Source organism: Paenibacillus sp. J31TS4 (assembly GCF_018403265.1).
Taxonomy (GTDB): domain Bacteria; phylum Bacillota; class Bacilli; order Paenibacillales; family NBRC-103111; genus J31TS4.
In genome coordinates, this window is the sequence record NZ_BOSI01000022.1 from 1 (window position 1) to 684 (window position 684).

Genomic DNA, 684 nt, shown 5'->3' on the forward strand with positions numbered 1-684 from the left:
GCAAGGAGCCAGCCGCCGAAGGTGGGGTAGATGATTGGGGTGAAGTCGTAACAAGGTAGCCGTATCGGAAGGTGCGGCTGGATCACCTCCTTTCTATGGAGTATCCGCATCGGTGAGATGCGATACATTTAGTGTCTTCGGACGCAGAACGTTCTCTTCGTGAGAACAACAACCGATCATTGGCGGATCGTTTCTGATTTGTTCAGTTTTGATGGAGCTTTACGGGGCCATAGCTCAGCTGGGAGAGCGCCTGCCTTGCAAGCAGGAGGTCAGGAGTTCGATCCTCCTTGGCTCCACCAACTCTTCTATTGGACAGGCAACTGGACAAGAAGTTGGTTTCCATCAGGCATCTGATGGCCGGACAATCTGGCAAATTTTGCGGGTTGCGAGGAGAATTTCAGATGTGGTAAGATTGTTTTCGCCGCTAAAAACGGCGTGGTTGCTAAAGTGAATATCTGAGGTTAGATATTTTGCTGAGGCAAAAATCTTGTTCCTTGAAAACTAGATAGCGAAGCAAGAAACATCCTTTAGTTGAAGGTTAGTTCTGACGATACTATGTATCGCGGATTAGTAGGTTAAGCTACTAAGAGCACACGGAGGATGCCTAGGCGCTAGGAGCCGAAGAAGGACGTGGCGAACAACGAAATGCCTCGGGGAGCCGTAAGCGGGCTTTGATCCGGGGAT

General features: G+C 49.9%; 1 tRNA gene and 2 rRNA genes. All 3 read left to right on the top strand.

Annotated features, from left to right (window positions below):
- A 16S ribosomal RNA gene (locus tag KJS47_RS23785) occupies positions 1 to 93 on the top strand; the annotation flags it as partial.
- Positions 94 to 223: 130 nt separating this feature from the next.
- Positions 224 to 299 (top strand) — tRNA-Ala (locus tag KJS47_RS23790).
- Positions 300 to 573: 274 nt separating this feature from the next.
- Positions 574 to 684 (top strand): 23S ribosomal RNA (locus tag KJS47_RS23795); the annotation flags it as partial.